General features: G+C 55.6%; 22 protein-coding genes. 12 read left to right on the top strand and 10 right to left on the bottom strand.

What is annotated here, in order from left to right; genetic code table 11:
* Positions 1-268: 268 nt before the first annotated feature.
* Positions 269-832 carry a hypothetical protein gene (locus tag HYD27_RS27040; protein ID WP_219220458.1) on the top strand — a complete coding sequence of 188 codons (564 nt, stop codon included), beginning with the start codon at positions 269-271 and terminating at the stop codon, positions 830-832.
* A gap of 157 nt (positions 833-989) precedes the next feature.
* Here HYD27_RS27040 and HYD27_RS27045 read toward each other — a convergent pair whose 3' ends face one another.
* From HYD27_RS27045 to HYD27_RS27070, 6 genes are all read right to left on the bottom strand, one after another.
* Positions 990-2,120 (bottom strand): iron-containing alcohol dehydrogenase, encoded by a 1,131-nt coding sequence (locus HYD27_RS27045; RefSeq protein ID WP_219220460.1) that lies wholly within the window; start codon positions 2,118-2,120, stop codon positions 990-992.
* 24 nt (positions 2,121-2,144) lie between these two features.
* Positions 2,145-3,056 (bottom strand): substrate-binding periplasmic protein, encoded by a 912-nt coding sequence (locus tag HYD27_RS27050; RefSeq protein ID WP_219220463.1) that lies wholly within the window; start codon positions 3,054-3,056, stop codon positions 2,145-2,147.
* Between the two features lie 66 nt (positions 3,057-3,122).
* Positions 3,123-3,818 carry an amino acid ABC transporter permease gene (locus HYD27_RS27055; protein WP_219220465.1) on the bottom strand — a complete coding sequence of 232 codons (696 nt, stop codon included), beginning with the start codon at positions 3,816-3,818 and terminating at the stop codon, positions 3,123-3,125.
* 18 nt (positions 3,819-3,836) lie between these two features.
* Positions 3,837-4,559 carry an amino acid ABC transporter ATP-binding protein gene (locus HYD27_RS27060; protein ID WP_219220466.1) on the bottom strand — a complete coding sequence of 241 codons (723 nt, stop codon included), beginning with the start codon at positions 4,557-4,559 and terminating at the stop codon, positions 3,837-3,839.
* Positions 4,560-4,702: 143 nt separating this feature from the next.
* Positions 4,703-5,305, bottom strand: coding sequence for a cytidylate kinase-like family protein (locus tag HYD27_RS27065; RefSeq protein ID WP_219220468.1), 603 nt, complete (start codon positions 5,303-5,305; stop codon positions 4,703-4,705).
* Between the two features lie 145 nt (positions 5,306-5,450).
* Positions 5,451-6,824, bottom strand: coding sequence for an aspartate aminotransferase family protein (locus HYD27_RS27070; protein WP_219220470.1), 1,374 nt, complete (start codon positions 6,822-6,824; stop codon positions 5,451-5,453).
* A gap of 170 nt (positions 6,825-6,994) precedes the next feature.
* Here HYD27_RS27070 and HYD27_RS27075 point away from each other — a divergent pair, with 170 nt between their 5' ends.
* The gene (locus tag HYD27_RS27075; protein ID WP_219220473.1) at positions 6,995-8,113 is read left to right on the top strand and encodes a PucR family transcriptional regulator ligand-binding domain-containing protein; all 1,119 of its coding nucleotides are present in this window, start codon (positions 6,995-6,997) and stop codon (positions 8,111-8,113) included.
* Between the two features lie 127 nt (positions 8,114-8,240).
* Here the strand turns inward: HYD27_RS27075 and HYD27_RS27080 are convergent, their stop codons facing one another.
* Positions 8,241-10,499, bottom strand: a complete 2,259-nt coding sequence (locus HYD27_RS27080) for an FAD-dependent oxidoreductase (RefSeq protein ID WP_219220474.1) — start codon at positions 10,497-10,499, stop codon at positions 8,241-8,243.
* A gap of 129 nt (positions 10,500-10,628) precedes the next feature.
* Here HYD27_RS27080 and HYD27_RS27085 point away from each other — a divergent pair, with 129 nt between their 5' ends.
* The 4 genes from HYD27_RS27085 (at position 10,629) to HYD27_RS27100 (ending at position 16,364) form a co-directional block, all read left to right on the top strand.
* On the top strand, positions 10,629-11,381 hold the full coding sequence (locus tag HYD27_RS27085; protein WP_219220476.1) for an AraC family transcriptional regulator: 753 nt from the start codon (positions 10,629-10,631) through the stop codon (positions 11,379-11,381).
* A 143-nt stretch (positions 11,382-11,524) separates the two neighbouring features.
* On the top strand, positions 11,525-13,366 hold the full coding sequence (locus tag HYD27_RS27090; RefSeq protein ID WP_219220479.1) for a sensor histidine kinase: 1,842 nt from the start codon (positions 11,525-11,527) through the stop codon (positions 13,364-13,366).
* Between the two features lie 150 nt (positions 13,367-13,516).
* Complete coding sequence (locus HYD27_RS27095; protein ID WP_219220481.1) at positions 13,517-14,389, top strand: response regulator transcription factor; 873 nt, start codon at positions 13,517-13,519, stop codon at positions 14,387-14,389.
* Between the two features lie 655 nt (positions 14,390-15,044).
* Positions 15,045-16,364 (top strand): ABC transporter substrate-binding protein, encoded by a 1,320-nt coding sequence (locus HYD27_RS27100; RefSeq protein ID WP_220101783.1) that lies wholly within the window; start codon positions 15,045-15,047, stop codon positions 16,362-16,364.
* A 1,299-nt stretch (positions 16,365-17,663) separates the two neighbouring features.
* Here the strand turns inward: HYD27_RS27100 and HYD27_RS32510 are convergent.
* On the bottom strand, positions 17,664-17,798 hold the full coding sequence (locus HYD27_RS32510; RefSeq protein ID WP_255596520.1) for a hypothetical protein: 135 nt from the start codon (positions 17,796-17,798) through the stop codon (positions 17,664-17,666).
* Positions 17,799-17,882: 84 nt separating this feature from the next.
* On the opposite strand from HYD27_RS32510, the gene HYD27_RS27105 reads away from it, so the two are divergent.
* The 4 genes from HYD27_RS27105 to HYD27_RS27120 all read left to right on the top strand — a co-directional run bounded on the left by HYD27_RS27105 (position 17,883) and on the right by HYD27_RS27120 (position 22,021).
* Positions 17,883-18,764: a carbohydrate ABC transporter permease gene (locus HYD27_RS27105; protein ID WP_219220483.1), complete on the top strand. Its 882-nt coding sequence runs from the start codon at positions 17,883-17,885 to the stop codon at positions 18,762-18,764.
* A gap of 164 nt (positions 18,765-18,928) precedes the next feature.
* Positions 18,929-19,714 carry a carbohydrate ABC transporter permease gene (locus HYD27_RS27110; protein ID WP_375373949.1) on the top strand — a complete coding sequence of 262 codons (786 nt, stop codon included), beginning with the start codon at positions 18,929-18,931 and terminating at the stop codon, positions 19,712-19,714.
* 123 nt (positions 19,715-19,837) lie between these two features.
* A complete protein-coding gene (locus tag HYD27_RS27115; RefSeq protein ID WP_219220487.1) occupies positions 19,838-21,124 on the top strand; it encodes a M20 family metallopeptidase in 1,287 nt (428 codons plus the stop codon).
* 288 nt (positions 21,125-21,412) lie between these two features.
* Positions 21,413-22,021, top strand: a complete 609-nt coding sequence (locus HYD27_RS27120; RefSeq protein ID WP_219220489.1) for a hypothetical protein — start codon at positions 21,413-21,415, stop codon at positions 22,019-22,021.
* Between the two features lie 538 nt (positions 22,022-22,559).
* On the opposite strand, the gene HYD27_RS27125 is transcribed toward HYD27_RS27120, so the two are convergent.
* Entirely contained in the window at positions 22,560-24,275 is a 1,716-nt protein-coding gene (locus tag HYD27_RS27125) for an ABC transporter ATP-binding protein (RefSeq protein WP_219220491.1), read from the bottom strand.
* A 216-nt stretch (positions 24,276-24,491) separates the two neighbouring features.
* Between HYD27_RS27125 and HYD27_RS27130 the strand changes: the two genes are divergently transcribed.
* Positions 24,492-24,593 carry a YjcZ family sporulation protein gene (locus tag HYD27_RS27130; protein ID WP_219220494.1) on the top strand — a complete coding sequence of 34 codons (102 nt, stop codon included), beginning with the start codon at positions 24,492-24,494 and terminating at the stop codon, positions 24,591-24,593.
* A gap of 202 nt (positions 24,594-24,795) precedes the next feature.
* On the top strand, positions 24,796-26,046 hold the full coding sequence (locus tag HYD27_RS27135; RefSeq protein ID WP_219220496.1) for a CynX/NimT family MFS transporter: 1,251 nt from the start codon (positions 24,796-24,798) through the stop codon (positions 26,044-26,046).
* 66 nt (positions 26,047-26,112) lie between these two features.
* On the opposite strand, the gene HYD27_RS27140 is transcribed toward HYD27_RS27135, so the two are convergent.
* Positions 26,113-26,871, bottom strand: a complete 759-nt coding sequence (locus tag HYD27_RS27140) for a class I SAM-dependent methyltransferase (protein WP_219220497.1) — start codon at positions 26,869-26,871, stop codon at positions 26,113-26,115.
* Between the last annotated feature and the right edge of the window lie 44 nt (positions 26,872-26,915).

A 26,915-nucleotide genomic window follows, 5' to 3' on the forward strand; every position in this document is an offset into this window, starting at 1 on the left:
ATGGTATTCTTCATAGTAACAGCTCCTTTCGCATGTAGCTCTGAAATGGTTTCCACTTCCATTTTAACCTACGGTGTGCGAACAGGGGCTGCCTTTCGTTCATCATAACTTGGCTTCCCGCCTGGCTTCAGCAGCCAGCCTTACACCTGAAATGCAAACAGCTGCGCTGCCCGGTTAAGGACGGCGAAGCCGTTTCTGCTTGAAAGATAAGAATTTATATGTTTTGGGGGAAGCGTAGCTTATCCGTTACTTCACGGTTGCGCTGTAAATGAACGAATGGATCGGGACTTCGGCCAAGCAAACTGCGCGAATGCGTTGGCCGCAGCGGGGAGGTAGAGGAATCAAAGGCAGAAGTACCTTTAATTTCGCCCGGAGCCGGCAGACGGTGAAATCAGAGGCAGAAGTGCCTTTGAATTCGCCCGAAGTCAGCTGGACGAGGGAATCAGAGGCAGAAGTGCCTTTGAATTCGCCCGAAGCCGGCTGGACGAGGGAATCAGAGGCAGAAGTGCCTTTGATTTCGCCCGAAGCCGGCTGGACGGTGAAATCAGAGGCAGAAGTGCCTTTGATTTCGCCCGAAGCCGGCTGGACGAGGGAATCAGAGGCAGAAGTGCCTTTGATTTCGCCCGAAGCCGGCTGGACGAGGGAATCAAAGGTAGAAGTACCTTTGAATTCGCCCGAAGCCGGCTGGACGAGGGAATCAAAGGCAGAAGTACCTTTGAATTCGCCCGAAGCCGGCTGGACGAGGGAATCAAAGGCAGAAGTACCTTTGAATTCGCCCGAAGCCGGCTGGACGGTGAAATCAGCGCGAAATGATTCTTCTCCTCCCCACTGAAATGGCGGGTTACCGACATGTAAAAAGGACCTGAAGCAGAGCTTCAGGTTTTTCTTATACGTTTATACTGTATGCGGACAGCGCGGGATCAGCGGAATCCGCCGTTAACGGCAGCCGCCCCCGCCGGGCTGCCTGCTTTATGAACAGATGCTGCACTTTACAGCGCCTCGTAGTATATTGCTTCCAGCTCATTTCTGTCAAAGAATTTCGGATGGGCCTTCAGGCCGTTCAGCGAGATTTTGAGGCAGTTTTCCGCCAGCCAGGGCACATCGTTATGGGTGACGCCGAAATCCTTCAGCCGGAAGCGCAAGCCGACCTCGGCCAGCAGCTTATCGATTTCTTCAATAAACCCCTTGGCCCCGGCACCGCCGATCTCCTTGGCCAGAAGGTCATATTTCTCTCGGCCGGCGGGAAGTGTGTGACGTGTGACCGTCGGAACCAGGGCGGCAAGGCCCTGTCCGTGCGTAACATTGCTCAGGCCGCTGACCGGGTGCTCCAGTCCATGGGGGGCAGTGACACCGCATACGCCAATCGTCATGCCGCCCAAGAGGCTGGCAAGGCACAGATTATCCCAGCCGTCGAGATCGTCCGCATCCGAATACACCCGGCGAAGGCTTTGCGCGGCGAGACGGACTCCGTCCAGCGCCATTCTGTCCGTTATCGGCTGGGACAAGGAGGATAGATAGGCCTCGATGTTGTGGCACAGCGCGTCGAAGCCAACGGAAGCAAGCGTACTCTTGGGCATCGAGGTCATCAGCAGCGGGTCGATAATCGAGCAAGCCGGTATGATCGCTTTGCAGCGGAGGGACTTTTTGTCCAGCGTTTCCGGGTTGGTCATTACGGCGAAGCCATTGCCTTCACTCCCGGTGCCGCAGGTGGTAGGCACGGCAACGAGCGGGAGCGCCCGTTCACTGTAAGCCCGGCCGAAGATATATTCATTGATATCGCCGCCGTTGACGGCCTGAAACGCGATGCCCTTGGCAGCATCGATACTGCTGCCTCCGCCGAGCGCAAGCACGACATCGCAGCCCTCCGCATTTGCCAGCGCTGCGCCCTCGTAGACGGTCGTTGTCAGCGGATTGGGCGTAATCTTGTCAAAGAGCACGCTGCTGATTCCCTTCTCGTGCAATAATGCCTCCGCTTTGTCCAGCAAGCCGGAACGTTTGGTGCTGCTGCCGCCGGTAACGATCAAGGCGCGTTTGCCAAGCCCGTTGATTTTGTCGCCGATGCTGTCGGATGTTCCGCGGCCAAGCACTACATTGACCGGTAAATGATATTCAAATTTCACAATAAGCCTCCTCACATTTTGCTTTTATTTCACATTCACCGTTTTACCTTCTTCAAGCCCTACATAATAATCATCGGTCAATCCGTAGTCTGTCAAAATGGTTTTCAGCGTGCCGTCTTCCTTCATCCCGTTCAACGCACCGTTAAGCTCGTCCAGGAAGGCTTTATCGGCAAAGCGTACGGCTGCGCCAATCTGGCCGCTGGCCTCGGCCTCGTAAGGGCTGAGCAGCTTGAGCTTCAATGAGCTGTCCTGCGACAGCGTGTACCCCGCAACAATACCGTCGGTGATTACGGCATCAATCTTCTGCATATTGACGGCGGTCATTAGCGTTGCCTGGTTGTCATATGCTGTCAGCTTGCCTATTTTACCTTCATCAAGCCATTGCTGGGCCAATTCGTAGAACGTTGTGCCGGGCTGCGCGCCGACGTTTTTGTCTTGCAGATCCTCTTTAGCGGCAATATCCGAATCAGCGGGAATGACGACGGCTTCACCCTCTTGATACCATTTATCGGTGAAGGCGGTAATCTGCAGGCGCTCATCCTTTACATACATCGCATCGGCAACAATATCAATGCTGCCGTTGTTCAGCTCAACCAGCAGATTGGCGAAGTCAATCACCTTCAGCTGAATGTCGGGAATATCCAGACGCTTGCAGATTTCACGGAGAATTTGGATATCAATTCCTTCCAGCTCCCCGGTTTCAATGTTGGTATAAGAAAAGGGGGCATCGTTGGAGGAGCCGATCAGAATATATCCTTTCTGCTTGATTTGCTGCAGCAGTTCGGATTCGCCGGCGGAGGCGGAAGATTGCGGCGAGGCTGCGGAATCCGTGGCGGCTGGGGAATTTTGCGTTGAGGCGCATGCGGTTACGAGAAAAAGCAGCAGAAGGCATAACGGGAAACAGGATAACTTTCTTTGGACTGAACTTTTTTTCATGGGTGAAACCTCCCTTTTTAGTTAAAAATCCCACATACTATGCGAAGACGCATGTATAATCTCAAACTAGCGGACCTGTTTCAGCTTTCTCTCCAATAATTTGCACAGCTGCGAAAGGGGAAGGCTGATCAGCAGATAAACAAGCGCCAAAATCGTATAGGCCTCTACGGTCAGGAAGGCCTGGGATGCAAAGGTTTTCGTGCGCAGCAGCAGCTCCTGCACGGAAATCATGGCCAGAAGGGAGGTGTCTTTAATCATCATTACGAGATAATTGCCGAATATCGGAATGGAGTTGCGCAGAGCCGGCGGGATAACGAAGCGCATCAGTACCTGCTTCTCGCTGAAGCCCAGCGCCAGACCGGCTTCGCGCTGCCCGGGATCAATGGACACAATAGCGCTGCGTATCACTTCGGACATATAGCAGCCGTAATTGATCGCAAAGCCGATAATTCCGCAGGTTGCGGCTTCAAACTGAACGTTGACATCAAAGCCGAGCAATCCTGCAATACCGTTGATCAGCATCGGGACGACATAATAAATGTAGAAAAACTGCACCAGCAGCGGTGTGCCGCGAACCAGCTCAATAAATACGCCGATTATACGCGGAAGCGCCTTGTTCTTGGAAAGGTTGCCGATGGCCAGCGGCATGGCCACGAGCAGCGCACAGGCAAAGCCCGTCAGCGTGATAAAGACCACGATGCCGATACCGCTGAGAAGGCTCGGTCCCAGAATTTCAAAAGCACGCTTAAAATTCAATTCCATATCGCAGGTTGCCTCCTGTTACAGAACACGCGCCAGAAACGCCCGGGTTCTGTCGTTTTTTGGGTTTGAGAAGATTTCGACAGGAGAACCGACTTCTACGATATAGCCTCCGTCCATAAAAACGATCCGGTCAGCCACCTCCTTTGCGAAGCCCATCTCATGTGTGACCACGACCATGGTCATGCCCTCGACGGCCAGCTGCTTCATGACCTCCAGCACATCCCCCACCAGCTCGGGGTCGAGCGCCGAGGTGGGCTCATCAAACAACAGCATGTCCGGCTGCATGGCCAAAGCCCGGGCGATGGCAACGCGCTGCTGCTGGCCGCCGGACAGCGAGGAGGGATAGCTGTCTTCCTTGCTCTCAAGTCCGACCTTGCGCAGCAGCTCCCTGGCTTGCGTTATCGCCTCTTTATGCGGCAGCTTGTTCAGCTGCATTGGCGCGTACATGATATTTTCCAATACCGTTTTCAGCGGAAAAAGGTTGAATTTCTGAAAAACCATTCCTGCCCGCTTTCTGTATTCGGTGACCTGCTTCCCCAGCTTCGTGATGTCCTGCTCCTGGTAGAGTATCTCGCCGCCGCCCGGATGCTCCAGCAGATTAATGCAGCGGAGCATCGTGCTTTTTCCCGATCCGGAAGGACCGATGACGACGACAACCTCTCCTTTTTGTACAGAGAGATTGATATCCCTCAGCACCTCCAGGTCGCCAAAGGATTTTGAAAGGTTTTTAATCTCCAGCATGCACCTACTCACGCTCCTTCCTGCTTATCTGTCTATGAATATTACCTTTTGTGGAAGCTTTACCCCCAAAAATTAAACAAGGCGGAGTGCTTTCCGTCAAGAAAGACTCCGCGCAGATGAAATTAAGTATCCAAGTGTTGCCGTTATTTGAGGTTGAACCTTTTCTTGATGATATCCACGAGCACCTCGCAGGTCCCGTCGACGCCCAGCAGGCTGGAATCAATCATCACATGCTTATAATCCTTGTCTGACATGGAATAGCCGCAATAATGCCTGTGATACGACTCCCTGGCTTTATCTACATCCATAATCATTTTTTTCGCCTCGGCGGGCTGCATGTTCAGCCTTTCCACACAGTTGCGGTGCCTGGCGTCATAAGGCGCGTAAATGAACACGTTGATGATGTTTTTTCTGTCCTTGAGGATGTGGTCCGAGCATCTTCCTACGATAATGCAGGAGCCTTTATCCGCCAGGTCGGTTATGATCTTCTGCTGGGAGGCGAATATGGTGTCCTGAACGGCGGTGGTTCCCATGCCCAGGGGATAGCTCATATTGAAAAAGACGGACTTCGCGCTTTCCTCGACATCGCTGACGGTGGATACGGGCAGATTCAGGCTTTTCGCCGTCCAGTCCACAATGTCTCTGTCGTAATATTCAATGCCCAGCCTTTCACTGACTTTCCGCGCGATCGGGCGGCCCAGACTGCCGAACTGCCGCGCAACGGTAACCACATATTTTTCTTCCATAATACGAACCTCTTCTCTCTGATCAGGAGTTTCATTGAATGGCTTATTCATATTATAGAATAAATAACAGGCTTGCCAATGTGCATCCGTACCAAGGATTCCGCTTCACTTTATATCCTGCATACAATGGGGTGAGTGAAGGCCTTTAATCTACCTTTTCAAGGGCGGGCGTGAGGGCGTCAAGCGCAGCTTCAAAAATGTCCAGGCCGGCCTTCAGCTGCCCATCGCTGATGACCAGAGGGGCCAGGAAACGGATCACATTGTTGTGCGTGCCTGCACTCTCGATCATCAAGCCGCGGGTAGCGGCTTCGGCTACAAGCCGGGATACCAGGCCGGGGTTGGGCTCCCTGCTTGCTTTGTCCTTCACAAATTCGATGCCCAGCATTGCGCCAAGACCCCGCACATCCCCGACCGCCTCATAGCGTTCTTTCCAGACCAGATATCTGTCGGCAACGGTTTTGCCGATTTCCAGCGCGCGGTCGGCCAGGCGGTCGCGCTGCATAATTTCCAGCACCTTAAGACCGGCGGCGCAGGCCAGCGGGTTGCCGCAAAAGGTTCCGCCGATCGTACTGGCGGGCGCGGCTTCCATAATTTCCTCCCTTGCTATAATTGCGCTGAGCGGCACGCCTGCGGCAATGGACTTGGCGGCGGTCACAATATCGGGCATGGCCCCGGCTTCTTTCCAGTATTCACTGGCGAACAGCCGGCCGGTTCTGCCGAATCCGGTCTGGATCTCATCCGCGATCAGCAGGATGCCGTGCCTGTCGCAGATGCTGCGCACCGCCTTGATCCATTCGAGAGGAGCCGGTATGAAGCCGCCCTCGCCTTGTACAGGCTCGATCACCATCGCTGCGACATGCTGCGCGGGCGAGCATTGCTCGAATACCTCCTCGAGCTTGGAGATATAGTAGGGGATGGCCGCCTGCTCGGACATGCCGGCCGGCTTCCGGTACAGGTAAGGGAACTCGGCGCGGTACACGCCATCGGGGAACGGCCCCATGCCAGATGCGTACATTTTTTTGGCGGTCATGGCCATCGTCAGCATTGTCCGGCCATGGAAAGCGCCGGAGAAGACGATAATGTTGGGGCGCCCGGTGAAGGCCTTGGCCAGCTTTACCGCGTTTTCAACCGCTTCGGCGCCGCTGTTGGCAAAAAAAGCCTTCTTGCTGTCGCCTATGACAGGCGTGCAGGCGCTCAGCTTCTCCGACAGCTCCACATAGCCCCTGTGGGTTACGATGTTGAACATTCCATGGAAGTAGTCATCGGCCTGCGCTTTGACCGCTTCGACAACCTCCGGGTGGGAATAGCCGATGTTGAGCACCCCGACGCCGCCGATCCAGTCGACAAAACGGTTTCCGTCCACGTCCTCAAGCATGGCCCCCTGTCCGCGTTCGATCACGACGGGATAGGCGCATTTAATGGCGGACGGTATCGTTTTCGCCCTTCTGGCCAGAAGGGCGGCCGCCTTCGGTCCGGGCAGCTGTCCGGTAACTATTTCAGGCAATGCGTCTTTTAACATGATCATCACTCCTCGTATAAAAAAAACGGCAACTCTTACTGTTTAGTATAGTTCAAAGCCCATCCTTATCAACGGTATGTCCACACATGAAAGCAGCGTGATAATTGTACTTTGAATACAAATCAAACTATCCTATACTGTGAAAAAACAGAAAAGGAGGCGACGGCGAAATGCATATTCAAATCCGCACCCTGTTTGAGGCTTCCAAAACGAAATACAAGCTGGCCCTCTGCGGCGGACAAAGCGGCTTGAGCAATTCCGCTTCCTGGGTGTACCTGGCCGAGGATATTCAGAACATTTCGTTCCTGAAGGGCGGCGAGCTGATAATAACGACAGGGCTGTTCATCCAGAGCGGCGTTACGTTGCCTCAGTTCATCCGTACCCTGGCAGCGTGCAATTGCAGCGGTATCTTGCTGAACACCGGCAAATATATTCATCCGGAGGATATCACTGCGGAAATTATCGAGTTCTGCGAGATCAACCGGTTTCCAATCTTCACAATGCCATGGGAGATTTATTTGGTGGAAATTATGCAGGATTACTGCGGCATGTTTTTACAGGCCAACCAGCGGTTTGATTCGCTCAGCGCGGCGTTTCAGAATGCGATTTACCAAATTCCTGTGCCGGAAAATATACTGCGCACGATCAACCAGTTCGGCTTCGCCACTCTGGGGGAATACCGGGTTATTTTAATCCGCCATTTGCATGAAACAACCAGGATCACCTCGCCGCTCAACAGCTACGGGCTGAAATACCATGTGTTTGATCACGATAATCTGCAAATTTTGATCATCGATATGATGCAGAAGTCGCTTTCTCTCGAAGAGATTATTAAGCTGCTCTGTTATTACGACAACATTACGCTGGGCATCAGCGATGTGGTGCATTCGCTTGCCGAAATCGGCCTGTGCTACAGGCACGCCCGCTTTTCCCTAGCCGCAGCCGAATTCTGGGAGCGGCCGCAGGTGCAGTTTGACGAGCTTGGTCTGTTCCAGCTGCTGTTCTGCACCACAGAGCCTGCCTTGCTGGAATCCATTTACCACAGGTATCTGGGCAAGCTGGAAAAATACGATCTGGAGCATGATACCGACTATCTGAACACCTTGCGGATCTATATGCTGTCCGACTGCAATTTGCTGGAAACCGCCTCCCGCATGCATGCGCACCGCAATACCATTGTCTACCGCATCCGCAAAATAAAGGACCTGCTGGACACCGAGCTGAACGACTCCCTGATAAAATTCAACCTTATGATGGCCTTCTATATTAAAGAATATCTCTCTATGTAGGTGAATTGCCGGCATCCCCCGGCAGCAAAAAAACCTTCGCTGCCCAGCCGGGCTGGCAACGGAGGTTTTTTGCAGTGCCGTTTCATTGAACGGACAAGTATAAACGGTACGGCCGGGCTTTATCCTTCTATTTCGCCCCGTATGCCCTGATCTCGATGATCTCCGCATAACGGCTTCCATTGGTTGAATCGACCAGCACCCGAAGACTGCCGGCCTGCACCGGCTCTTGCAGCCGGTGGATAACCTTGCGTCTGCGGTTGCCGCTTGCCGCCGCAATTTCCTTCCACGCACCAGTGCCCGAACGGGCTTCCACCCGGTAATCGCGGACCAGCTCGGGGATGACGGCAAAAGGGGTGCGGTGATGATGCAGATTCACCAGATCCTCGTTCACATCATCGTTGAAGGTCAAATGAAGCTCCGCAATAGTCTGCTCCGCATCCCACTCCAGCTGCAGCCATTCCGGCGTGCCGGCCTTCATGGGCTCTGACATCCACTGCTGCGGGCCGCCGAACGGGCGGTGGTAGCCGTTCACGGCTTTGTCCGCCGCGAACGCCGCAGTCGGCGAGCCAAGGCGGAAGCAGAAGGGCTGCCGGGCCAGGCCCTTCATCTTCCAGAGAATAACCGGCTGGACGGCAGAATGGTCCTCCAGGTCCTTGGAGACCTGCGGCTGCTCATCCTTGAAGAAGACCAGCACCCCGCTGTGCGGCTCCAGCGAATGATGAAGGCTGACCGCAGGATTCGCCTTGATAATCACAAAAGCGTTCTGCGGCTCCTCCGGCTGCCACTGCAGATCAAAGGCAACCCACTGCCGCCGACCGGCCGCGGCGTGTGCCGTTGCCCGCGCCCGCAAGGTATGCGGCACGTAATTCTCCCCGCGGCCGGTGTCCCACAGCTCGGCCGTCACTTCCGCTGCCTGCTCCGCGTCCAGCAGCAGCTCAAAGCCGCTGATTCCCGGGTCCGCCGGGAATAGCACGGCAGCATCGCAGCGCAGCGGCCAGGCTTCGCCCGGCTGCGCCAGCCCGAGCTCGCGCTGCACGCTCGAGGCGCTCACCCGCGCCTTGCGGGCCAGGTCCGCTTCATCGCTGCTGCGCAGGCCGATGATCGAAGCGTCCTGCCGCAGCAGCGTCTGCCGCAGCTCCGCCAGGTGCCGCGCGTGCAGCTCGCGCGGCGTAATCCCGAGGCGGCTGCTCAGCGCCGCCCCGGTTCCGGCGGCTTCGCCGATGACGGCGCAGGTCGCCATCACCCGCGTCGTGCCGAAGGCGACATGCGAGGCGCTGATATCGCGCCCGGCCATCAGCATATTCCGCACATTTGCGGAATACAGGGAGCGGAAGGGGATGTGATACACCCCGTCCGCATGCATGTGCCTGGAGCCGCTGGCTTCGGCGTACATCCCCTGCGGGGGATGGAGGTCGATCGACCAGCCGCCAAAAGCCACGCCGTCCGCGAACCCGCGCTGGGCGATAATATCGTTCTGGTTCAGCACGTAGTCGCCGGTGAACCGCCGGTACTCGCGCTTGCCGGGCAGCGAGCCGACCCATTCCAGCGTCATGTTCTCCGCGCCGAACTTGCCGGAGTTTTTGATATAGTCCCAGATGCCGTAGATGACCGACCACAGCTCGTCGCGGATCATTTCATTGTCATGCACCGCATCATGCTCGCCGCCCCACTCAATCCACCAATAGTGGCAGCCGGAGTCGCCGCTTTTGATCACCCGGCGGAGCGGAATCGTGGTTTCCGCAATGTTTTTGGCCCAGGAAGGCGGAACAAAGCTGACCGGCACTCCCGCATCCTTGGTGTAAAAGAGAATGGTGCTGCCGAGCGTAATGCCGTCGGCCGCCTCGGGGGCCCACTCCTCGCCGTATTCACTGCGGGCTTCACGCCCGAGAGCAAATTTGGCCCCGGCCAGGAAGCCGACCAGACCATCGCCCGTGCAGTCCAGATACATACTGCTCTTAAAGGTGATCCGCCGCTCCGAACCCATCATCCAGCCGATCACCGCCGTAATATTCCGCTCCTGCTCCGGGCCTTCGGCCTGCACCTCATGGACATCCGTATTTAAATACAGGGTAATGTTCGCCTCGGCCTTTACCGCCTCCAGCACCGCCAGATCCCACAGATAAGGATTGCCTTCAGGGTTGCGGTACTGGTTCTCCACGAACAGCTCGCCCATAATGCCTGTTTCCCGGGCATAGCGGTTCGTGCCGTGCGCGGTTGCCCCGCAGACCCAGACGCGGACCTCGCTGCTGGAATTGCCGCCAAGCACGGGCCGGTTCTGCACCAGAGCCACCTGTTGCCCCAGTCTGGCCGCCGCAATCGCCGCACACACCCCGGCCAGCCCGCCGCCGATCACCGTAATGTCATTGTTTACTAGCTCCTGCTTCATAAGTGAGCACCTCTTGTTTATTGATTTTTGAACATATCTACAGTTTCATAATGAATCTGCCGCTTTACTTTTTAAATACATGTATTTATCATTTAACATATACTTTATTTCAGAATGAGGAGGCGGAGCATGGAGCTGCTGGACCATATCTACTGGAAGCAAAAGAGGGAGTTCGCCCTGCCGAGCGACCGCTATGAAGCATGGGTGGTGTTTGCCGTTGAAGAGGGGGTGTTCCGCTATGAGATTGGAGAGCATGCGGGTGAAGCGGGATTCGCCGATCTCGTGGTTTGTCCGCCGGAAGTCCTCTTCGTCCGGGAAACGGTCACCCCGCTGACCTTTCATTATATCCGGTTCGCCGCTGACGGCGGGAGCCCGCTTCCGCCGGGCCTGCTGCATTTGAATGATACGAAGCGGCTGAGCTCCAATTATGCCTATCTGCGCCAGCTTGCCGAGGACAGCAGTCCCTCCGCCCGGGCATGGAAGAACCATCTCGTTGCCGATCTCTGGCAGCTCTATCATATGGAGAACAGAGAGGCTGCAGGACCGGGCAAATTTACCGAAGATGCGCTGATGGCGGAGGCTGCGGCTGCCATTGCGGCACAGGCCTGGACGCCGCTGAGCCTGCTGGACACCGCCCGCAGCCTGGGGCTCAGTCCCGTTCAGCTGACGCGGCGGTTCCGGGAGGCGTTTGGGGAGACGCCCTCAGCCTATCTGAAGTCCCTGCGCCTGGCCAAAGCGCGCACGCTGCTGAAGGACAGCGGGCTGACGCTGGCACAGATTGCCGAACGCTGCGGCTATGAGAACGGATTTTATTTGAGCAGAGTGTTTACGGACGCCTCCGGCATAAGCCCGGCCGAGTACCGCAAGCGGCACAGGGTATAGCCGGATAGAACAAATCTGTGTATCCGGAAGCCGGGACCTCCCCCCGGCGATGCAACAAAACAATGTAATTTCTGTAAGCCCGGACCGGGTGCGCATCACGGATGTTATAATGAAATTCACTAACGGTCAGGGGGCAGGGGGATATGAAAATACCGGATTGGAAGACCTTTTTGCCGCAAAAGCTGAGGTACAGGCTGTTCGGTGCTTTTCTGATTCTGATTCTGCTTCCGTTCAGTGTGCTCAATGTGTACAACTACCGGCAGATTGAATCACTTGTCGAAGAGAAAATCAGCCAGCAGAGCCATGAACAGCTTGTGCAGATGTACGGGACACTGGAGGACCAGATGAGTATCGCCTTCAAAACCCTGATCTTTCTGGAGCAGGATTCTGTGGTGCGGAATGTGCTGACTTCACCGGGCAGCCGTTCCCCCCTGGAGAACAAAGCATTGGTCGAAGAAAAGTTCAAGATGATCAACAACAGCTTTTTTCTGTACAATCCGTCGGTCTATTTTACACTGCTGGACTTTTATGAGAGCGTATACACCTCCTATCTGCCAAAAACGGCGCTGGAATACACCCCATACCGAGAGCTGTTCCAGCAGCATTTGGGGGGCGGCGGACCCGGTTATGCGGAGGCCGGGAGCCGCGGAGGCCCGGCCGGCCAAAGCGGTCCTGAACCGGAAGGCCTGTTCTACCAATGGGATTCCCGGGACGATAATAATGTGCTGCGCGAGGTGTCCTCCAGCCCGTACCTGCTCTCGCTCTACGCCTATATGAAGGACAGCGGAGGGAGCCGCTACGGGCTGGCCCGGATCAGCATCGATTACTCCTTCTGGTTCCAGTCGGTGCTGAAGGAGTCGCTGAGCAACCAGGAATATTTTCTGATTACCGGCAGCGGGGAGACCGTGGCCCGTTCCTCCAAAAACGCTGTGCTGTCTGCGGACATTACCCGGGAAATTGCCCGGCATCCCGCGCAGGCTTACATTACCGACGCCAGTTCCGGCACGCTGGTCAATTATGTGTATATCGAGTCGCTGGACTGGTACATGGTCAACCGCATTCCGCTGGCGGTGCTGTTCAATGAGATTTCCGGGCTGAAGCAGCGCTACTTTCTCACTTTTTTTGCCTTCACCGGAGCCTTTGTGCTGATGGCCTTCATGATTTCCGCCACATTTACCCGCCCCTTGTCGCATCTGCAGAACAAGATGAAGGATGTTGTCCGCAAAAACCTGAAAATCCGCATTCCCGAAGGCCGGAGCCGGGGTGAGGTGCTGGAGCTGACCCGGACCTTCAATACAATGCTTGATGACGCCAATAAGCTGATTGCCCGGCTGAAGGCGGAGGAACGCCAGAAGGAGGCGGTGCATTTCCATATGCTGCTGGCCCAGATGAATCCGCATTTTCTGCTCAACACCCTGAACACGATGAAATGGAGCGCCATCCGCAGCGGAAACGAGGAAATCTCCGAGATGTGCGTATCGCTGGGCAAGCTGCTGGAGGTCAGCCTGAATTCCGAGGTCGAAATGGTCTATCTGAAGGATGAAATTGAACTGGTGCAGGCTTATTTGCATATCCAGCGCATCCGCTACCAGGGCAGCTTTGAGGTGACCTGCAGCTTTGAGGATGAGCTGGAATATGCGCTGGTTCCCAAGCTGAGCCTGCAGCCGCTGGTGGAGAATGCCATCCGCCATGGAGTGGCGCCTCTGACCGGGCGCGGGCTGATCGGCATCCGCATCTACAGGAATGAACAGGCACAGCTGACGCTGGAGGTCGAGGATAACGGAATCGGCATGGAGGAATCGCGGCTGCTGCAGGTCTCGCGGACCCGGCGGGGCATTGGGCTGTCCAACCTGAAGGAGCGGCTGCGGCTGCTGTTCAAAGGGCAAAGCGAGCTGGAGATTATCCATTTGTCCCCTGGAACGCTGATCCGCTTCAGTATTCCTTTCCTGCTGTCGACGCCTTATGCGCGGGGGCAGGAGCAATGAACGGTGCATGCACGCTGTTGAAGCGGGTTTTGAACGAAGAGGTCTCAGGAAGCACAGCTCACAAAACCGAGCCCGTGCTTCCGCTGACCGTTTTGTACGAAGCCGGGGCCGGGAAGTATATCTTACAAAACTTTACGGGGGGGATCAGCCATGTGGACTGTGCTGCTGGTGGAGGATGAAGTGTTCGTCAGAGAGTCGGTGCGCGAAATTATATCCTGGGAGGAGCTTGGCTTCACCGTCATCGGGGAGTCGGGCAACGGAACGGAAGCCCTGGAGCTGATTACCCGTGAACGGCCCGATCTGGTGCTGGCCGATATCGTGATGCCCGGCATGAACGGCATTGAGCTGCTGAAGCAGACCCGTCAGGCCGGCCTGAACACAAAGTTCATTATGCTGACCTGCATGAGCGAGTTCGAATATGTCCGCCAGGCGATGGAATACGGGGCCTCCAACTATATTCTCAAGCTGTCCATGAGTGTGAATTCGCTGCGGGACACACTGCGCAAGGTGAGTATGGAGCTGTCGGCCCTGAGTGCGGGCGCGCGGCGGCCGGACTCTCCGGAAACGGAAATGGACGGGGAAGCTGATCCGCTTGTGACGGATGCCGCCTATAAGGAGGGAACAGCTCCGGCCCATCCCCGGCCCCGCGGCTTCTCCGGATTGGTCCAGCCTGTGGTTGCACATCCGGAGATCAGCAAGATTATTGAATACATCGGCCATAACTACGATCAGGATATTACCGTCAAGTCGATGTCCCGCTACGTGATGATGGGGGAGAACTACGTCAGCGCCCTGTTCAAAAAGAAAACCGGCTATACGCTGATCCATTATCTGCACGGCGTGCGGATGGAGAAGGCGGCAGCTTTCTTGCGGGAGACGGATCTGGCGGTGCACGAGGTGGGGCATCGGGTCGGGTTTGTGAGCGATAATTATTTCATCAAAATCTTCAGGCGCTGGACCGGCTGCACGCCAAGCCAATACCGCCACCGGGCCAATACCGCAACCGAGCCGGAGATTGTGTAGCCGGGGAACATATGGATTAAAGTTGAAATCGGCAGTGTTTCTGCTGGCGGCAATAGAGGAATTGCTGCATAGGTGTACTTTGTGCAATAGGAAGCTCTGCATTCGGTGACGAGGCGCATTCTGCTATATTTCGTGCAATAGACATCCATGCCGCTGCGCGGCACCCTAGAGGATGCAAATATAAGCAGTGAAATGAATTTGCAGGATAGATTAGGGGAATGTGGTTCAAAACACCTGTCCCACGAAATTCTTAGGGGGATACAAAATCAAAAAATCCGGCTGCAACAGCGGGTGGAAGCCCCTACCCGGCCGTAGGCCACGACAAAATCACCACGCTTTTGAGATGATGGAATTCCGGAGAAGGGCCGTGGGTTTGCTTCGCTGAATCCGGGGCTTCCATACCGGTGCACCCGGTTCTTAGTTCAGGATAGCCGCAATTCCTTGCGCGCCATGGGTTCACCAAGACATCAAGCCGGATTGTTAAGTTCACTCAATATAGAAGAAAAATGTGTGTCCGCTGAACGGTGCTCCGCCATCCAATTCCATATATTTGTTCCGGCAGGAAGATGGATTTGTATCTTAAAATGCCCGCCGCGTCCCTGCTACGATGGATAAGGAAAAGGCAATCCACTTCAAATCGGGGAGGCAAGCAGAAATGATAAGAAATAAAAGAGGGTTGGCCGTGCTGGCGGCATGTGTGCTGATAATCGGTGTGCTGGGCGGCTGCGGAGGGAGCAGGAACAATGCCGGATCAGAGGGTCGGGAAGGCCCGGGCAGCGCCGCGGTCAAGCTTACCATGTGGGGGGCTGTTCCGCCGGAGAATGGCCCGCAGGAGGTTGCCGACGCCTGGAATGCGGAGCATCCGGATATTCAGGTGGAATATGTGCGCTTCGTCAACGACGACGACGGCAATCTGAAGCTGGACACCGCCCTGTCCACCGGGCAGAATGTCGATTTGTTCGTCAACTACACCCTGACCAATCTGGATAAGCGCATCAAAGGCGGCACGGCCCTCGACCTTGGCGAATTCAGCGACTACAATATTGATGAGAAAATGGGCACAGATGCCGCTTCCTGGAAGGTAGACGGTAAATACTACGGCATGCCGACCAAAAAGAATGCAGCCTTCTTCGCTCTGAACAAGGATGCGCTGGATCAGGCGGGACTTGCCGTTCCGACTGCATGGACCTGGGATGAGGCGCGGGAATATGCCGTTAAGCTGAAGGCGCAGGGCTTCAAATACGGGCTGGTGCAGCATACCGCCACATTTGTTGATCCGCTGGATTCCGTACTCGTCAAAGACGGCTATGTGAAGGCTGACGGAACCTCCAACCTTGATGATCCGCTCGTCGGCAAATGGCTGGACACCTTAAACGGCATGATGAAGGATGATGCCACGACACCGCCTCTCGGCGAGCAGCTGACCTCCAAGATGCCGGTGGAGAACATGTTCCTCGGCGGCGAAGCGGCAATGATCAACATCGGAGAGTGGCTGATCCGCAGCTCCAACAATATGACGGAATTTCCGCGCGAATTCAAGATTGCTTTTGCTCCCGTACCGCGTTTAACCGATAATGAAGCGGATTTCGTCAAAAGCGGCGGGCTGGGCGATTTCATCTCCATTAACGCCAAATCCAAAAACAAGGAAGCCGCCTGGGAGTTTCTGAAGTGGTATGCCGACGGCGGGATGATTCCGATGGCGGCCGGGGGCCGCCTGCCTTCCTCGAATGCAGTTGACCAGGACACGGCCATCCGGCATCTGCTTGGCGAATATGCGGATACCTATGATGAAGCGTCGCTGGAGTTCGTGCTCTACGGCGACAAGACACCGACCTTTGTGCGCAGCATCGCCCAGGAAATCGTCGATATGCGCGCCCAGGAATACGAGAAATATTTCCTTGGCAGCCAGACCGCCGAGCAAACCGTCCGGAATATGGTCAAGCGCCATAATGACTGGCTGAAGCAAAATCAGTAAGCTGCGTACAGGCAGCCCTTCCAAGCCGTCCCTGGAATGGGGCGGCTGTTTCATCGTTTAGGAAATTATGCTTTTCGCCAATTGTGGATAAGGCAGGTGTGAAGTTAGGGCAACATTATAATGCGTCTGAGCCGTGCTGAATGGTGCAGAGTCTGCTAAGCTGTGCTGAACGGTGCGGAGTCTGCTGAGCCGTGCTGAACGGTGCGGAGTCTGCTGAGCCGTGCTGAGTTTGCTGGGCCGTGCGGAGTCTATGGGTTCTATGTTTTGCAGGAGGAAGCGCGGAACAGAGCGGGTCCAACCGAGGCCGCTACCGGGGCAGGGACGTGAAGTGGAATGAAGTGGAATTCGTAAGAATTAGTACACTTACACGGACGGAAAAGCCTTAAAGGAATCGTGGAAAAAAGCTGGCTCCATCTAAATTCAACCAGTAATCGTATACCAATCAGGAAACCGGGCTTTAACAGCGGCCGGAAGAACCCTCTGAACCCGCAGCGGACTTCATTCACATCGCCAACCGCTGATTTTGATTTTGAGCCAAAAAGGCAATTTAATGTATATGAACCCGAATTTCGAAAGTAAGCATCTACAAATCATCTAAAAGGCTCTACACGAAGGGATTTTTTGTGAAAAACAACTTGCACCCAATGGGTGACGGAAAAAGAGGGGCTATCTCTTGTCCTATCTGGATTTGTTCAATTCACTTTCGAAATTCAGGATGAATTGAACCGGAGAACCTGAACAAGCTGATGGAACGCAAGGAGATTCATAGGGAACGGAAGACAAGTGGAAAAAGTAACACTAATGGGCTGGAATTCTGGATTTAACGGGCTTTAGTGGGATTTTGTACACTTAATGGATGCCCACTCCCTCCAAATGGCTGATTTCAGCCGAATTAGTTGTACTTTTTCCCACTAGGGATGATCCAGGATCCGAATGCGCTACCTTAGTGTTACTTTTTCCCACTAAGGCTGGCTGCCCATTTTATGAATGTTTCAAGTTCATCATAATGTAGGCGTATTCCTCTGCAAGGGGGCGAAACGGATACCGTCCTTATAAGAACGGCGAAGCCGTTTCCACTTGTTTTCCCGCTAAAAACATAATGTGGTACCGAACGTCCGCAACTGCTCCAGACCCCGTGCCTCCCACTATCACCGCGCGTCCCCTCCATACCCCGACAGCTGAATCTCCCATTGGACCTCCATGGCGCTAATTCGCGGCACCGCAGACGATGATATTTTTGCAGAAGAGCCTTAAGCTTGGCTCCGCCGCCAGCAGACGAAGCAAATTTACAGAAGAGCTTTAAGTTTTTGCTGCGAAATTCGCCGCTTCGGCAGCAAGACGCACCGCTCGGAGATCGCGGGTCCAGGATAGAACATTTTCCCTCTCCGCCAACATGCGCAAGGCCGCAAAAATGAGTATTTCTGTGATATTCATTCAATGGTTATGTTCCTTACAGACCCCCCGCTCCGCTTGTTATGCTTAGTGCGAGATCACAGACTGAAGGAGTGAGAGGACACAATGAACAAATCATGGATGCAGAAGCAGAGCAGGCTGGGCTATATCTTCATCGGGCCGAACATGCTCGGGGTATTGCTTTTTTTTGTTATTCCGGCCGCCTATTCGTTTTATCTGATGTTCACCGATTACAGGTTTATGAACCCGGAGATTCATTTTATCGGGCTTGACAATGTGGTGCGGATGCTCGGGGACGGGAACTTTTACGTGGCGCTGAAGAATACGTTTATTTTTCTGCTGGCGGTTCCGGTATCGATTCTGCTGTCCTTTGCCGTGGCGGTGATTCTGAACAAATCGGTCTATATGCTAAAAACGCTGCGGGCGCTTTATTTCATGCCCTATATTACGAGCGGAGTGGCCATCGCCTTCGTATGGATGCTGCTGTTCCAGCCGACCTCGGGGCCGATTAACGGCTTTTTGCGGGGCATCGGAATTGCCCATCCTCCGGGCTGGCTGTCCACCACGGAGACCTCGATGTATGCGATAGACATCATCTGGATCTGGTTTATGCTCGGCTACAACATGATTATATTTCTGGCCGCCCTGCAGGAGATCCCCGAGGAGCTGATGGAGGCCGCCACCATCGACGGTGCGCGCCGCTGGCAAATCATCCGCCGCATCGTCTGGCCGCTGGTGAGTCCGACCACCTTCCTGCTGCTGATTACCGGGCTGATTATGACAATCAAGAACTTCGGCATCATTCAGGCGATTACCCAGGGCGGACCCGGGAACAGCACGACCGTGCTCTCCCTGTACATTTACCAGAATGCCTTCCGCTATTACGACATGGGCTATGCCGCCGCTGTCAGCTGGGCGTTGTTCGCCATTATTCTGATCTTCACCGTGCTACAGTGGGTGGGGCAGAAACGCTGGGTTCATTACTAGCATCCGGAGCGAGTTTTGCATGAAGCAAATCAAGGAGCGGATGCTCACAAAACTTTTAGGAGGTTCCAATGCAAAAAGCCACTGTTAATCCGGCTGCTCCGGGCCTGCGCGAGATCAAAGGCGATTCCGTCATCGATATCCGCAAAATCATCGTCACCCTTATCATGGCCGGCTTCGCCCTTTTAATGATTGTGCCATTTATCTGGATGATCAGCACCTCGTTCAAATCGCCTGCCGATGTGTTCAAATATCCGATCCGGTGGATTCCGTCCACCCTGAACTGGGAGCATCATATCAAGGTGTGGACCGGCAGCGACAGCTTCGCCACTTATTATCTCAACTCTCTGAAAATATCGCTGATCAGCACAGCCGGCGCGGTATTCCTCTCCTCCTTTGCCGCTTACGGCTTCGCGCGGATTCAGTTCAAGGGACGGGAGCCGCTGTTCCTGGTCTACCTGTCGATGATGATGGTTCCGCCGCAGGTGCTGTTCGTGCCGAAGTTCCTTATGTTTGACTGGGCCGGCATCTACAATACACACTGGGCGCTGATTCTGCCGGGCATGTTCACGATCTTCGGCGTGTTCATGCTGCGCCAATTTTACCTGTCCGTGCCCGCGGAAATTTCCGAGGCCGCTTTTATCGACGGGGCGGGGCACTTCCGCATTTTCTTCCGGCTGGTGCTGCCGCTGGCCAAGCCCGCGCTGGCGACTCTGGCGGTCATCGACTTCTCCTGGCATTGGAACGATTATGAGAACGCGCTGGTGTTCCTGCTGGATAAAGACCTGTACACCGTTCCGCTGGGGCTGCAGAACTTCATCCTGGAGAACAACGTGGATTACAACGGCATGATGGCGGCGGCAACGGCGGGAATCGTCCCGATGATTATCGTCTTTCTGCTCGGCCAAAGATACATTATTCAGGGTGTGGCGGGAAGCGCGGTGAAGGGGTAGGTACAGGTCGGCGATCCTCATTCTGTAGCGAACGTGACTTTTTCGGCTGCAAATTGTTCCCGTATGCCGTACATTTCAACATAACCATTATTGAAAATTACAGAATCCGGAGGATCGTGGAGCATGATTAATGTGAGAAGCCGGGAATTTGCCGTTCCCTTTTTGCAGCGTTTGATTGAGGTGGACACCTGCAATCCCCCGGGCAACGAGCACCGCCTGTCCGTGCTGCTGCAGGAGGCTTTGCGTGGGCTTGGCATTGAGAGCCGCATCAAGGGTGTGGAACAGGGGCGCAGCAATCTGGAGGCCGTGATCAAGGGAAGCGGCGGCAAGAAGCTGATGTTCTGCGGCCATCTGGATACCGTCAGCCCCTGGACCGCCGCCGCCGGCAGCTACCCGCCGCATGGCGCGGTGATCGAAGGCGGGCGGATGTACGGACGGGGCGCCTCGGATATGAAAAGCGGCCTCGCCGCCATGCTGCTCGCCGCCGCCTCGCTGCACCGGGAGGGAATCCGGCTGGCCGGTGATCTGGTCTTCCTGGCGACCGCCGGGGAAGAGGTCGACAGCTGCGGCGCACGGATGTATGCCGGGCAGAACAGCCTGCGTGAGCTGGACGGCATTGTCATCGGTGAGCCGACCAGCAGCCGGGTGGCGGTCGGCCACAAAGGCGCTTTGTGGCTGCGCATTTCCTTGTTCGGGCGCAGCGCCCATGGCTCCATGCCGCAGCTTGGCGTAAATGCCGTCGAGGGCATGACGGAGGTCGTCGCCCTGCTGCGCCGTCATGCGCTGGAATGGCAGGCGCATGATGCTGTGCTTGGCTCAAGCAGCCTGTCGGTGAACCGGATTGAAGGCGGCGTGCAGACGAATGTCATTGCCGACCGCTGCACGGTCGATGTCGATATCCGCACCGTTCCGCCGCTGGAGCACGCTTCGCTGCTCCGGGAGATCGAAGCCCGGCTGCAAGAGATCAAGCAGCTTCATCCCGATTACCGGTATGAGGTGGAGCAGTTGCTGGACCGCAGTGTGGTCTGCACGGACCCCGGCAGGGAGCTGATCGCTGCAGCTATGGAGATCGCAGCTTCGGGAGGAGCGGCCGGAACCGCAGGCGCAGTGAGCAGAGAAGCCGCGAGGGGAGCTGGGGGGGCTGAAGTATCTGCTGAAGCAGCGGACAGCGAAACAGAGAGGGGGGCTGGCGGAGCAGGAGAAGCAGAACCTGCGGTGCAGGGCGTCCCCTACTACACGGACGGCTCCGTGCTGCACGACAACGGCAGGCTGCCCGTCCTGATCTACGGCCCCGGCGATCCCGCCATGGCCCATCAGCCGGACGAGTGGGTAGACATTGAAGCCTACCTGGAGTCCATCGGCTTTTACCGGGAACTGGCGGTGCGCTTCCTGGGCATAGTGGCGGATTAACGGATTAAGAACCTATCCCCAAATAAGTTACCGGGAATGAACGGATTGTACGCTTCTCCAAACGGTCTGTGCGCAGGCGAAAAGAAGCAGGGCTTCATAGTTCCATGCCTTCTTTCAAGCGGACAACAGCCCGCATGCCTTTTTTCTGAGTGTCCAGTCCATAATAGGTACGCGTGTAGCGGGCTTTTTGGGCTTATCCCCTTGTGCAGGTGCGGAGCGGGCAAGCTGAACGTCCGGCAGCTCCCTTCCCGGCGCTTGCTTCCACACTTATTCGCTTACTCTTTCTCGTTGTGTGAGATTATTCGCAAGATTACTGCAACGCGCCCCCGAAATAACGGCAGAAATGCCGTTGTTGGGGCGGAGCTGGCCCGCACGCCCCGGAATAACGGCAGAAATGCCGTTGTTGGGGCAGGGTTGGCCCGTGCGCCCCGAAATAACGGCAGAAATGCCGTTGTTGAGGCGAAGCTGGCCCGCACGCCCCGGAATAACGGCAGAAATGCCGTAGTTGAGGCGAAGCTGGCCCGCGCGCCCCGGAATAACGGCAGAAATGCCGTAGTTGGGGCGGAGCTGGCCCGCGCGCCCCGGAATAACGGCAGAAATGCCGTAGTTGGGGCGAAGCTGGCCCGCGCGCCCCGGAATAACGGCAGAAATGCCGTTGTTGGGGCGAAGCTGGCCCGCACGCCCCGGAATAACGGCAGAAATGCCGTTGTTGAGGCGGGGCTGGCCCGCGCGCCCCGGAATAACGGCAGAAATGCCGTAGTTGGGGTGGAGCTGGCCCGCGCGCCCCGGAATAACGGCAGAAATGCCGTTGTTGGGGCAGGGCTGGCCAACTCTCATCACCTCTTACTTTTTTTCTTACCCATATTTCTTACTTATTTATTCTGGGATAGGCACTAAGTCGTAGAATAAGTCCAAGCCCGGCCAGCAACGCTTCATGGAACAACCCTTGCATTTCCCTGCGGGCCGCAGCTCTCCGGTATTCAGCTCAAAGAGCATATGCCCTTATAAGCAACAAAACCATCCGCATTAGAGCCCAAGTTCATGAGGGCGTCTGGAGGATGGTTTTGTCTGGTAAAGTATATTTCGGGAAAGTCACGCCGCATCTGGACAACCGGGAGCGTGAAACCTCTTTTTTTGCGGAATCATTGTATTTTGTACAGTTGAAAACAGTGTTGTGGCGCCAATCGGCAATTTCACGTTGATCTAAAAGTGTGGTGATTTTGTCGTTTTTTACGGCCGATAGGGGTTTCCACTCGCTGTTGTAGCCAGATTTTTTAGATTTTGTAACCCCTATAGGGGGAAATCCGGCTACAAAGTCGACCGCTATCGCTGTTCCTACTCCCTCTCGGCTCTCCGGTCACTTTTTCACCACGCTTCTATCTGTACAGAGTGCGGCTAGGTCACTTTTCCTCTGCTGGAGGGCTGTTTTAACCGCCTACGCGTTATACTGCGCCTGATACAGGCGGCTGTATGTGCCTCCGGCGTTCAGCAGCTCTTCGTGGCGGCCTTCTTCGGAGATGCCATCCTCGCTGACGACGATGATCCGGTCGGCATTTTTGATCGTGGTGAGGCGGTGGGCGATCACCAGGGTGGTCCGGCCGACGGACAGGTCGGCCAGCGACTGCTGGATCGCAGCCTCCGTCTCGGTGTCCAGCGCCGAGGTCGCTTCATCGAGAATCAGGATCGGCGGATTCTTCAGGAACATCCGGGCAATGGCGAGCCGCTGCTTCTGTCCGCCGGACAGCTTCACGCCGCGTTCTCCAATGACGGTATCCATTCCGGCCGGAAGCCCGTTAATCAGCTCCTCCAGATGCGCGCGTCTGGCGGCCTCCCAGATTTCCGGCAGCTCCGCGTCCAGCTTGCCGTAGGCGATATTCTCGCGGATCGTGCCGGAGAAGAGGAAGACATCCTGCTGGACAATCCCGATCTGCTTCCGCAGCGCGCTCAGCTTCATGTCGCGGATGTCCGTTCCATCGATGGAGATGGCACCGTCTGTAACATCATAGAAGCGGGGCAGCAGGCTGCATATCGTAGTTTTTCCGGCGCCGGATGGACCCACGAAAGCGACGGTTTCACCGGCGTTCACCTTCAGGTTGATGCCATCCAGCACCGGACGGTCCGTTTCATAGCCGAAGCTGACCCTGTCAAAGACTATATCTCCGTGAAGGGAGCGGACATCCACCGCGCCGGGCTTATCGGCGATATCAGGCTCCGTATCCATGATCTCAAGGTAGCGTTTGAATCCGGCAATCCCCTTTGGATAGCTCTCGATGACGGCGTTGATCTTGTCAATGGGCCGGAAAAAGATATTGGACAGCAAAATAAAGGCAACGAATTCTCCAATCGCAAGCTCTCCCTGAATGAAGAACCAGGCGCCGCAGACCATCACGACGATCGTAATCAGGCGGGTCATCATATAGCTGACCGACATGCTTTTGGCCATCAGCTTGTACGCCATCAGCTTGGTCTTGCGGAACATTTGATTGTCGACGGCGAAGAGCTTTTTCTCATATTCCTCATTGGCAAAGGACTGAACCACCCGGATTCCCCCGACATTATCCTCGATCCGGGCATTGAAGTTGCCCACATTGCCGAAGAGCTGGTGATAGGTGGAGGTCATATTGCGGCCGAAATAGATAATAACCCAGGCCATGAGCGGCACAATGATGAAGGTGATAACCGCCAGCTTGAGATTGATGTCGGCCATCAGGATAAAGGCACCCACAAGGGTCATCACCGCAATGAACACATCCTCCGGCCCATGATGCGCAACCTCGCCGATATCGTTCAGGTCATTCGTGATGCGGCCGATCAGATGCCCGGTTTTATTGTTGTCAAAAAAGCGGAAGGACAGCTTCTGGATATGATTGAACATCTTTTTGCGCATATCGGTTTCGATGTTGATTCCCAGCATATGCCCCCAGTACGTGACGATATATTGCATCGCGGTATTCAGGGCGTAAATAGCCATCAGCGCGATACAGGCGACCAGAATCAGCGGCCAGTCCTGGCCCGGCAGCAGATCATCGATGAACTTGTTGACGGCCACCGGAAAAGCCAGCTCCAGAAGGCCGGCGCCCACCGCACAGGTGAAGTCGAGAAAAAATAATTTTTTATAAGGACGGTAATAGGAAAAAAAACGACGCAGCATCTCCGGTTCACTCATTTCTGTGGATTTATATATCTCTGTTGAGAGTCGTTCTCAATAAGGATCTCATGTTTAGGATACTAAAGAGGGTTAAGTCATTTGTCAACGGAAAGATATTTAAAATTGGGAATGATGCCTGCTTTTTTTGCCTGTTCACCCAATCCGAATCCGCCCTGTTTACATAAATTAATTGTATTCCAGTAAGAAGGAGGAGTAATCATGGGCGAAAATGTTGGAGGGTACGGCGCTTTTACGTCTACAGGTGCCATTCTGGTTCTGTTCATCCTGCTCGTAATCATTTCTAAATCTCTCTGGGTATAACCGTCTTTATGACAAAGAGCACCGCCGGTCCTTGGGACTGGCGGTTTTATGCCTGCACGGAAGCCCCAATCAGCCGGAAATTTGTGCAGCGCCGGCAATAAGAAGATATAATGTAACAATGTGATTATTACATAGAGCAGCGTATACCGCCCGGCAGGCCCGGGGCTTGCCTTGGTTATCCGCTGCAACCGGGAGGAACATCATGAAAGCAAAGCAACAAGCCCTTACTCTTCAAAAGCTGGACAAGACCGCGCCGGACAATGGGGCCGGCGGCATTCTGCCCGTCATGGGGATTATCTTCGTCGCAGCCGCCCTCCGGGCTCCCTTCACCTCTGTCGGACCTCTGCTGGGCATGATCCGCGATGATCTGGAATTATCCAATACACTTGCTGGAGCGATAACCACATTGCCACTGCTGGCATTTGCCCTGCTGTCTCCGTTCGCTCCGCGGCTGGCCCGCCGTTTTGGCACCGTGAACGTTCTTATGTTGGCTATGCTTGCCTTGTCGATGGGCATTTTGATCCGTTCGGGTGCGGGGACGGCGATGCTGTTCTCAGGCACCGCCCTGATCGGATTGTCCATCGCGGTCTGCAACGTGCTGCTGCCGGGACTGATCAAAGGCAGGTTCCCTGAACGGATTGGACTTATGACCGGGGTGTATACCGTAGCTATGAATATTTGTGCCGCTGCCGCCTCGGGCGTCAGTGTTCCGCTGGCGCAGCATGCCGGATTCGGCTGGCGGGGCACATTGGCTATGTGGTTTATTGTGGCCGCGCTGGCAGCTCTGTTCTGGATTCCGCAGATGCGCAACCTGGCGCAGGGCAGCACTGCGGGCACAGGGAAATCATCGGCACAGATATGGCGCTCTCTGCTGGCGTGGCAGGTCACCCTGTTCATGGGTCTGCAATCGCTGCTTTACTATGTGCTGATCGCCTGGTTTTCGGTCATTTTGGGTGAACGGGGGATGTCCTCCAGCCATGCAGGCTGGATTCTTTCCCTTATGCAGCTGGCCCAGCTGCCGTTTACCTTTTTTGTGCCGCTCTGGGCAGGGCGAATGAAAAACCAGCGGAGCCTGGTGCTGGTCACATCCGTTCTTTTTATGGCCGGCATTCTCGGGGTTTGGCTGGGAAGCAGCTCATGGATGGTCCTATGGGCAATTTGCATCGGAATTGCCGGGGGCTTCGCCTTCGGCCTCGCCATGATGTTCTTCAGCCTGCGTACCCGTACTGTGCAGGACGCCGGCGAGCTGTCCGGAATGGCTCAATCTATCGGATATCTGCTGGCAGCCATGGGTCCCGCCCTGTTCGGGCTTCTTCATGACATGACCCGCAGCTGGAGCCTGCCTCTGGCGTTATTGGCCGCTGCAAGCGTTCTGCTGCTCGTGGCGGGAATGGGTGCGGGAAGCAGCCGCTTTGTGGGGGACCGGAAAGAGCAACCGGCTAATTTCGGTTAATCTGCGATTCCGGCGCAACATACGTATGGCCCGTAAGAAGCGCAGGCGGGGTGGAGGACTTACTTCTCACTGCTTCCTGGCAGCCACCCGGATTCTGCGGTAATCCATCACCCAGCGTCCTTCGCGAAATAATTGCGGTTTCAGTTTCCGCTCCATATAAGCCGTCACGGCATCGCGCTGATCAGGCGTAAGCACGCTCAATATTCCACCCGCGAAGGTATTCAGCCAGCGGCTGAAGCCTGGCTCTCCGCCCTCCAGCGGAGTGGGACGGCTGAAGCAAAGGGCCAGCTCGACGGTAAAACCGTTGTGCTCCAGCAGAGCCGCGTATTGTCCGATGCTGGGGAAGTACCAGGGAAGCTTCAGCCTGCCGCTGCACCCCGCAGCCCCGAAGGCATCCGGGAGTCCGGCTACAACAGAGGCGATGTTGCCCTGTCCGCCGAATTCGGCCACGAAGCGCCCGCCGGGGCGCAGGATGGCGGCAATGCTTGCCGCCGCTCCTTGCGCATCCTGCAGCCAATGCAGAGCCGCATTGCTGAAGACGGCATCGGCGGGGAATTCCGGGCGGTAGACCTGACCATCCGCGAGCACGAAATTGAGCTGCGGATGCTTGCTGCGGGCCGCCGCAATCATTTCTGCGGAAGCGTCGATTCCGGTGACGGCGGCTCCATGTCCGGCGATGGCCGCAGCGAGATCTCCGGTTCCGCAGCCCCAGTCAATGACAGACTCCCCCGGCTGCGGCTGCAGCAGACCGATCAGCGATTCTCCGAACCGGGAGACAAAAGCCATATCCTTATCATATACTCCGGTATTCCATTGCTGGTTCATCAGAAGACTCCTTTCAGGGGAAACAGGAATTATCTCTGTTGTAC

This window comes from Paenibacillus sp. S150 (assembly GCF_019352175.1).
Taxonomy (GTDB): domain Bacteria; phylum Bacillota; class Bacilli; order Paenibacillales; family Paenibacillaceae; genus Paenibacillus_AQ.

What these genes read in the sequence shown, in the direction of transcription:
- HYD27_RS27040 (WP_219220458.1), top strand. Translation starts at nt 269, where the DNA reads ATGAACGAATGGATCGGGACTTCGGCCAAGCAAACTGCGCGAATGCGT.
- HYD27_RS27080 (WP_219220474.1), bottom strand. Translation starts at nt 10,499, where the DNA reads ATGAAGCAGGAGCTAGTAAACAATGACATTACGGTGATCGGCGGCGGG.
- HYD27_RS32510 (WP_255596520.1), bottom strand. Translation starts at nt 17,798, where the DNA reads ATGAATATCACAGAAATACTCATTTTTGCGGCCTTGCGCATGTTGGCG.
- HYD27_RS27085 (WP_219220476.1), top strand. Translation starts at nt 10,629, where the DNA reads ATGGAGCTGCTGGACCATATCTACTGGAAGCAAAAGAGGGAGTTCGCC.
- HYD27_RS27115 (WP_219220487.1), top strand. Translation starts at nt 19,838, where the DNA reads ATGATTAATGTGAGAAGCCGGGAATTTGCCGTTCCCTTTTTGCAGCGT.
- HYD27_RS27055 (WP_219220465.1), bottom strand. Translation starts at nt 3,818, where the DNA reads ATGGAATTGAATTTTAAGCGTGCTTTTGAAATTCTGGGACCGAGCCTT.
- HYD27_RS27105 (WP_219220483.1), top strand. Translation starts at nt 17,883, where the DNA reads ATGAACAAATCATGGATGCAGAAGCAGAGCAGGCTGGGCTATATCTTC.
- HYD27_RS27095 (WP_219220481.1), top strand. Translation starts at nt 13,517, where the DNA reads ATGTGGACTGTGCTGCTGGTGGAGGATGAAGTGTTCGTCAGAGAGTCG.
- HYD27_RS27050 (WP_219220463.1), bottom strand. Translation starts at nt 3,056, where the DNA reads ATGAAAAAAAGTTCAGTCCAAAGAAAGTTATCCTGTTTCCCGTTATGC.
- HYD27_RS27135 (WP_219220496.1), top strand. Translation starts at nt 24,796, where the DNA reads ATGAAAGCAAAGCAACAAGCCCTTACTCTTCAAAAGCTGGACAAGACC.
- HYD27_RS27130 (WP_219220494.1), top strand. Translation starts at nt 24,492, where the DNA reads ATGGGCGAAAATGTTGGAGGGTACGGCGCTTTTACGTCTACAGGTGCC.
- HYD27_RS27060 (WP_219220466.1), bottom strand. Translation starts at nt 4,559, where the DNA reads ATGCTGGAGATTAAAAACCTTTCAAAATCCTTTGGCGACCTGGAGGTG.
- HYD27_RS27065 (WP_219220468.1), bottom strand. Translation starts at nt 5,305, where the DNA reads ATGGAAGAAAAATATGTGGTTACCGTTGCGCGGCAGTTCGGCAGTCTG.
- HYD27_RS27070 (WP_219220470.1), bottom strand. Translation starts at nt 6,824, where the DNA reads ATGTTAAAAGACGCATTGCCTGAAATAGTTACCGGACAGCTGCCCGGA.
- HYD27_RS27075 (WP_219220473.1), top strand. Translation starts at nt 6,995, where the DNA reads ATGCATATTCAAATCCGCACCCTGTTTGAGGCTTCCAAAACGAAATAC.
- HYD27_RS27090 (WP_219220479.1), top strand. Translation starts at nt 11,525, where the DNA reads ATGAAAATACCGGATTGGAAGACCTTTTTGCCGCAAAAGCTGAGGTAC.
- HYD27_RS27100 (WP_220101783.1), top strand. Translation starts at nt 15,045, where the DNA reads ATGATAAGAAATAAAAGAGGGTTGGCCGTGCTGGCGGCATGTGTGCTG.
- HYD27_RS27125 (WP_219220491.1), bottom strand. Translation starts at nt 24,275, where the DNA reads ATGCTGCGTCGTTTTTTTTCCTATTACCGTCCTTATAAAAAATTATTT.
- HYD27_RS27140 (WP_219220497.1), bottom strand. Translation starts at nt 26,871, where the DNA reads ATGAACCAGCAATGGAATACCGGAGTATATGATAAGGATATGGCTTTT.
- HYD27_RS27110 (WP_375373949.1), top strand. Translation starts at nt 18,929, where the DNA reads ATGGCCGGCTTCGCCCTTTTAATGATTGTGCCATTTATCTGGATGATC.